This window comes from Aeromonas sp. QDB63, assembly GCF_027707425.1.
Classification (GTDB): domain Bacteria; phylum Pseudomonadota; class Gammaproteobacteria; order Enterobacterales; family Aeromonadaceae; genus Aeromonas; species Aeromonas caviae.
This window is the reverse complement of the sequence record NZ_JAPCIS010000014.1, coordinates 1-4604: the sequence shown is the minus strand read 5'-3', so window position 1 is coordinate 4604 and position 4604 is coordinate 1. Positions and strand designations below refer to the sequence as shown.

General features: G+C 61.2%; 5 protein-coding genes. All 5 read right to left on the bottom strand.

Annotated elements, in window-relative coordinates; translation table 11 throughout:
• Positions 1 to 253: 253 nt before the first annotated feature.
• The 5 genes from aqpZ to PG879_RS11035 all read right to left on the bottom strand — a co-directional run bounded on the left by aqpZ (position 254) and on the right by PG879_RS11035 (position 4350).
• Positions 254 to 901, bottom strand: coding sequence for an aquaporin Z (gene aqpZ / locus PG879_RS11055; protein ID WP_232098092.1), 648 nt, complete (start codon positions 899 to 901; stop codon positions 254 to 256).
• A gap of 338 nt (positions 902 to 1239) precedes the next feature.
• A complete protein-coding gene (gene ruvC, locus PG879_RS11050) occupies positions 1240 to 1761 on the bottom strand; it encodes a crossover junction endodeoxyribonuclease RuvC (protein ID WP_270830183.1) in 522 nt (173 codons plus the stop codon).
• A gap of 165 nt (positions 1762 to 1926) precedes the next feature.
• Positions 1927 to 2835, bottom strand: coding sequence for a Gfo/Idh/MocA family protein (locus tag PG879_RS11045; protein ID WP_052815889.1), 909 nt, complete (start codon positions 2833 to 2835; stop codon positions 1927 to 1929).
• Positions 2836 to 2885: 50 nt separating this feature from the next.
• Positions 2886 to 3125, bottom strand: coding sequence for a hypothetical protein (locus PG879_RS11040; RefSeq protein WP_125117421.1), 240 nt, complete (start codon positions 3123 to 3125; stop codon positions 2886 to 2888).
• 274 nt (positions 3126 to 3399) lie between these two features.
• Complete coding sequence (locus PG879_RS11035) at positions 3400 to 4350, bottom strand: transposase (protein WP_125117422.1); 951 nt, start codon at positions 4348 to 4350, stop codon at positions 3400 to 3402.
• Between the last annotated feature and the right edge of the window lie 254 nt (positions 4351 to 4604).

Genomic DNA, 4604 nt, shown 5'->3' with positions numbered 1-4604 from the left:
AGAGAGATGCTGAGCGCCAAGGGGTTGTAGGACCGGTACGGTACAAGCACGGCGGCATCCCTCATTGGCCGAAACCCGGGCCTATGTGGAACGGGTCAAGCTGCTGCATCAGCGCTACAAAGAGATGCTGAGCGCCAAGGGACTGTGATCATGCCGCACCCTATCGTCAGCATGGCGCCCTGCCCGGTATTCCTTCAGGCATAAAAAAACACGCCCGGGGGCGTGTCGATACCACACGTTAACTAGCAACACATCACTCTTTCGTGGCGATCACACGATAGGCCAATGCACCCAGAATGGCACCGACAATGGGGGCAACCCAGAACAGCCAGAGCTGGCCCACGGCCCAGTCACCGACAAAAAGCGCCACGCCAGTGCTGCGCGCCGGGTTGACCGAGGTGTTGGTCACCGGAATGCTGATGAGGTGGATGAGGGTCAGGCACAGACCGATGGCGATGGGAGCAAACCCGGCCGGCGCACGGCTGTCGGTGGCCCCCATGATGACAAACAGGAAGAAACCGGTCATCACCACTTCACACACCAGTGCGGCCAGCAGGCTGTAACCACCGGGGGAATGCTCGCCATAGCCGTTGGAAGCAAAGCCTGCGCTCACATCAAAACCCGCCTGTCCGCTGGCAATGACATAGAGCACGCCACCTGCCACGATCCCGCCAAGCACCTGGGCCACGATGTAGGGCAGCACGTTGGAGGCCGGGAAGCGGCCACCGGCCCAGAGCCCGACGGTCACGGCCGGGTTAAGGTGGCAACCCGAGATATGACCGATGGCATAGGCCATGGTCAGCACGGTCAGACCGAACGCCAGGGCGACGCCCAGCAGGCCGATCCCCACATTGGGGAAGGCGGCAGCCAGCACGGCGCTCCCGCAGCCTCCCAGTACCAGCTAGAAGGTTCCCATAAATTCAGCAGCAAAAGGTTTCACTCTTGTCTCTCCCATGATGATTAACACGAGAGCCAGAAAGGCTCATACGGACACTGTTATTGAACAGGCGCCATATTATGGGAGTGTGGCGGAGCAAGACGAAACCGACCCGGCTCATCGCGGATATGTGATGAAGGTCACAAGTTATTGATAAAGTAGAAAGATATCCCCCGCCCGGTGCGCTTCTCCACGGGAGTCCTATGGAGGGACGCGACAGATTGTGACCCTACCAGCGATTTTGCCAGCAGCTCCGGCACCCGGCGCTCCCCTGCCAACACCGGGTAGCCCTCCTCCAGGGATCAGCGATAACGGCCGCGCACCGATCCGCTGGCCCGCCCGGCCATGCGAATGAGGCTCTGACGGGTGTGGAAGTGGCAGAGCGCCACCCCGAGGGCATCCGCCGCATCCGCCTGGGGGGTGGCAGAGAGCTTGAGCAGATGGGTCACCATGTGCTGCACCTGCTCCTTGGCGGCGCCACCGGTGCCCACCACCGCCTGCTTGATCTGGGTGGCCGAATACTCGCTCACCGGCAAGCTGGCATTGACCGCCGCGACGATGGCACTTCCCCTGGCCTGGCCGAGCTTCAGGGCCGAGTCCGCGTTGCGCGCCATGAAGACCCGCTCGATGGCGAACTCGTCCGGCTTGAACTGGGTGATGATCTCGCTCACCCCGTCATAGACCTGCTTCAGGCGAGACGGCAGCTCGCCCAGATCGGTACGGATGCAGCCCGACCCCAGGTACTGCGCCTTGCCGGAGACGATGCGGATGACGCCGTAACCGGTGATCCGGGAGCCGGGGTCGATCCCCAAGATAATGCTCATGAGACTCTGCTGTGTTGAAGGCTGTTCATGGCGGCCAAGATAGCAAACTCGCCCCCGCTTGGCTCGCGCGGCAGCGCCCAGGTCGCCTGACTGCGCAGGGATGCGCCATCTTGTACAGTGGTCTGCCGCTTCTCTGGCCAGTTATGCCGGCCGGTTGCGACGGGGTCACTCCCCCGCCAGGGCCACCAGTCGTTCCGCCAGCCGGTGGCCGTGCAGATAGCTCTCAATCAACGCCCCGTCGGCCCGACCCAGCTCAACCTGCCCATACCAGTGATCGAGCATCGCCACGAAACCCCGGCTCGCCAGCACCGGCTGCCAGTCGTCCGGTGCCAGGGTCTGCACGGCCTTGTCCCGCGCGCACGTGCCCCGGGTGCAGTTCTCGATATGCAGGGAGAGGTTGTCGCCATAGGCGTCGATGCGCTCCTCCGTGATGCCGGCGCTGCGGTTCATGCTGCCGCTCACCGCCACCTGCCCGCTCTGCCAGGCCACGCTCGCGCTCACCAGCATGTCCGGCTCCTGCGCACTGCGCCGCAGCACGGCATGAAGATCCCCGTCCGGCACGCCGCCGTAGAAGCAGAGGCTGTCGAGCACATGGATAAAGTCGTCGAACAGGAACTGGCGTGGCGCCCCAGGCAGATAGTGTCTGTGCTTCTGCCAGTGAAGCTCGGTGAGCGGCTGGGCACGGGCGGCGCCCATGGCGGGCAGATAGCGGCGGTTGAAACCCACAAACAGCGGGCAGCCCTTCGCGATGGCGAGATTGGCGAGCGCCTCCGCCTCGGCGTAATCAAAGCAGAGCGGCTTGTCCACAAAGGTGGGGATGCCTGCCCGCAGACATTGCTCGGCCAACGCGAAGTGCACCGAGGTGGCGGCGTGGATCATCACCGCATCCGGGCGGCTAGCCAGCAACGCCTCCACCTCGGTAAAGCACTCGGGGATCCGGTACTGGCGGGCCAGCTTATCCAATACAGCTGGGCTCCGGGTGCAGAGCAGCGGGGTGACTCGCTCGTCGCTGGCGAGCAGCGGCAGATAGGCCTTCTGGGCGATATCGCCAAGACCTACGAGGGCAATGCGCATGGGGACTCCTTGTAACGGATGGGATGGCACAGGGTAACATCCGGCGCTTTCTATTCGGGCTCTTTCGCCAGTTCCTTGGCCTGCTCTCTGACATCGAGCCACTTGCCGATTCGGGATCCCAGTTCGGAACAGAGCAGGGCGCTGACCATGGCTCCGATCATCTGCATACCATCAAAGCCAGCCTGACGCTCAAACAGCAGGGGCGCGATCAGGTTGAAAACTATGATCCCGAGCAGCAAGCCAAGCCCGCCGCCCACCTTCTCTCTTCTGGATCTTGCTTTGATCGTCATCTGATGACTCCTGTGCAGGAAGATATGCAGGGGGACGCGCCCCTTGCCGACACATCCGGCAAGATAACAAAGCCTTCCCTGTTTGGGACAGCCATCTTTTGGAGCAAGCTGCAATCCAGCAGCCCGTGCATCTTGCCGCCGAGCATTGGCGATGGCTCTTGTGAAATTAGGGAATTAAAGAAAGCGTCCTGGCATAAAGAGGACTAATCCGGACGCACTCACACAGGGTACCAGGTGCAATACCGAGAGCTTGTATGACGCAAGCAGTGACCGTTTAAAGAGAGGGCTGATAACACCGTCGCTGACCACAGTGCCGGGCAAACTGCTGGCAATGGTCTCTGTCACCCACCACTCTGATGCCCCGGCGCCGAAACAGCGTCACCTGCTTCAGCCAGCGAATCTCATCCAGCCCCAACCGCGCCAGGATGGGGGCAAGACATGCCGGGATATGGCCCCGTTTGTCCACTCTGATGGCACGACCTGTCCAGTCCACCAGCATCAGATAATCGGTAAAGGCATAAGGCAGACCATTCGATGTACGCTGGTTGGCAAACGGCAGCAACAAGGGTGGCAATGGAGCTGCGGGCTGCTCGCCATCGAGACGCTGCTTGAGGCTGGTGTAATCGCTCTGCTCAGGCCGATCGGCCAATCCCGCTCGTATCGGGTTGAGGTCAACGTACGTCATGCAGGCCAGCAGGGCTGACTCGGTGAGCAGGGCCTGGCTCTTGAAGCGCCCTTCCCAGAAATGGCCCTTGCAGCCGTCTTCCCGATTCGCCTGCCGAGCCAGGGTTTCGTTGAGCAACCGCACAAACCAGCTGATGGAATAGAGCCTCGTGCGCCACTCCCCTATCAGTTGCTGCACAACCAACAACTCGGGCTCAATCAGGGATTCCCCCTGATACCAACGTCGCATCAGCAGCGGCCACTGGAACAGCGCAGCCCAGCGTTCGGCCACCTCTCGCTCGCTCCAGCTGGCAGCAGTATCGGGCTCTACCTTGAGCACCAGGTGATAGTGGTTGCTCATCACCGCATAGGCACAAACACCGATGGCAAACAGTCGCGACAATTGGCCCAACTTGTCGACCACCCATTGACGCCGATGTTCGTAACTCTGGCCAGAATGGGCATCCTCCCCGCACAGAAACGCCCGCCGCACACAGCGACTGACCACGTGGTAGTAAGGCGTATCCTGCAAACTGATTTGACGTGAACGGGCAATGGTCATGGCTCACCCCCTGGGCAGTGACCTCTCAAGCCAAGTACAGGGATACGCCGCTGTCAAAAAGGTGGGGGTCCCAGATTCCCCCCCGGATTTGCAATAACCGTCACCTTCATAGGCAGAGCCCGCGCTTCTGCCCATCACACAAGGGCGACCAACTGGTCGCCCTTGTTATTTATTGCCAAGGAAGGTGCGAATAAGCGGGGAAATTCTTCTCGGCTGACTCAGTCATTTCATTTTTTCAGTTTGAGCCGATCTTT

Bases quoted from the DNA above. Each gene is read 5' to 3' on its own strand.
- ruvC (WP_270830183.1), bottom strand. From the start codon at position 1,761: ATGAGCATTATCTTGGGGATCGACCCCGGCTCCCGGATCACCGGTTAC.
- PG879_RS11045 (WP_052815889.1), bottom strand. From the start codon at position 2,835: ATGCGCATTGCCCTCGTAGGTCTTGGCGATATCGCCCAGAAGGCCTAT.
- PG879_RS11040 (WP_125117421.1), bottom strand. From the start codon at position 3,125: ATGACGATCAAAGCAAGATCCAGAAGAGAGAAGGTGGGCGGCGGGCTT.
- PG879_RS11035 (WP_125117422.1), bottom strand. From the start codon at position 4,350: ATGACCATTGCCCGTTCACGTCAAATCAGTTTGCAGGATACGCCTTAC.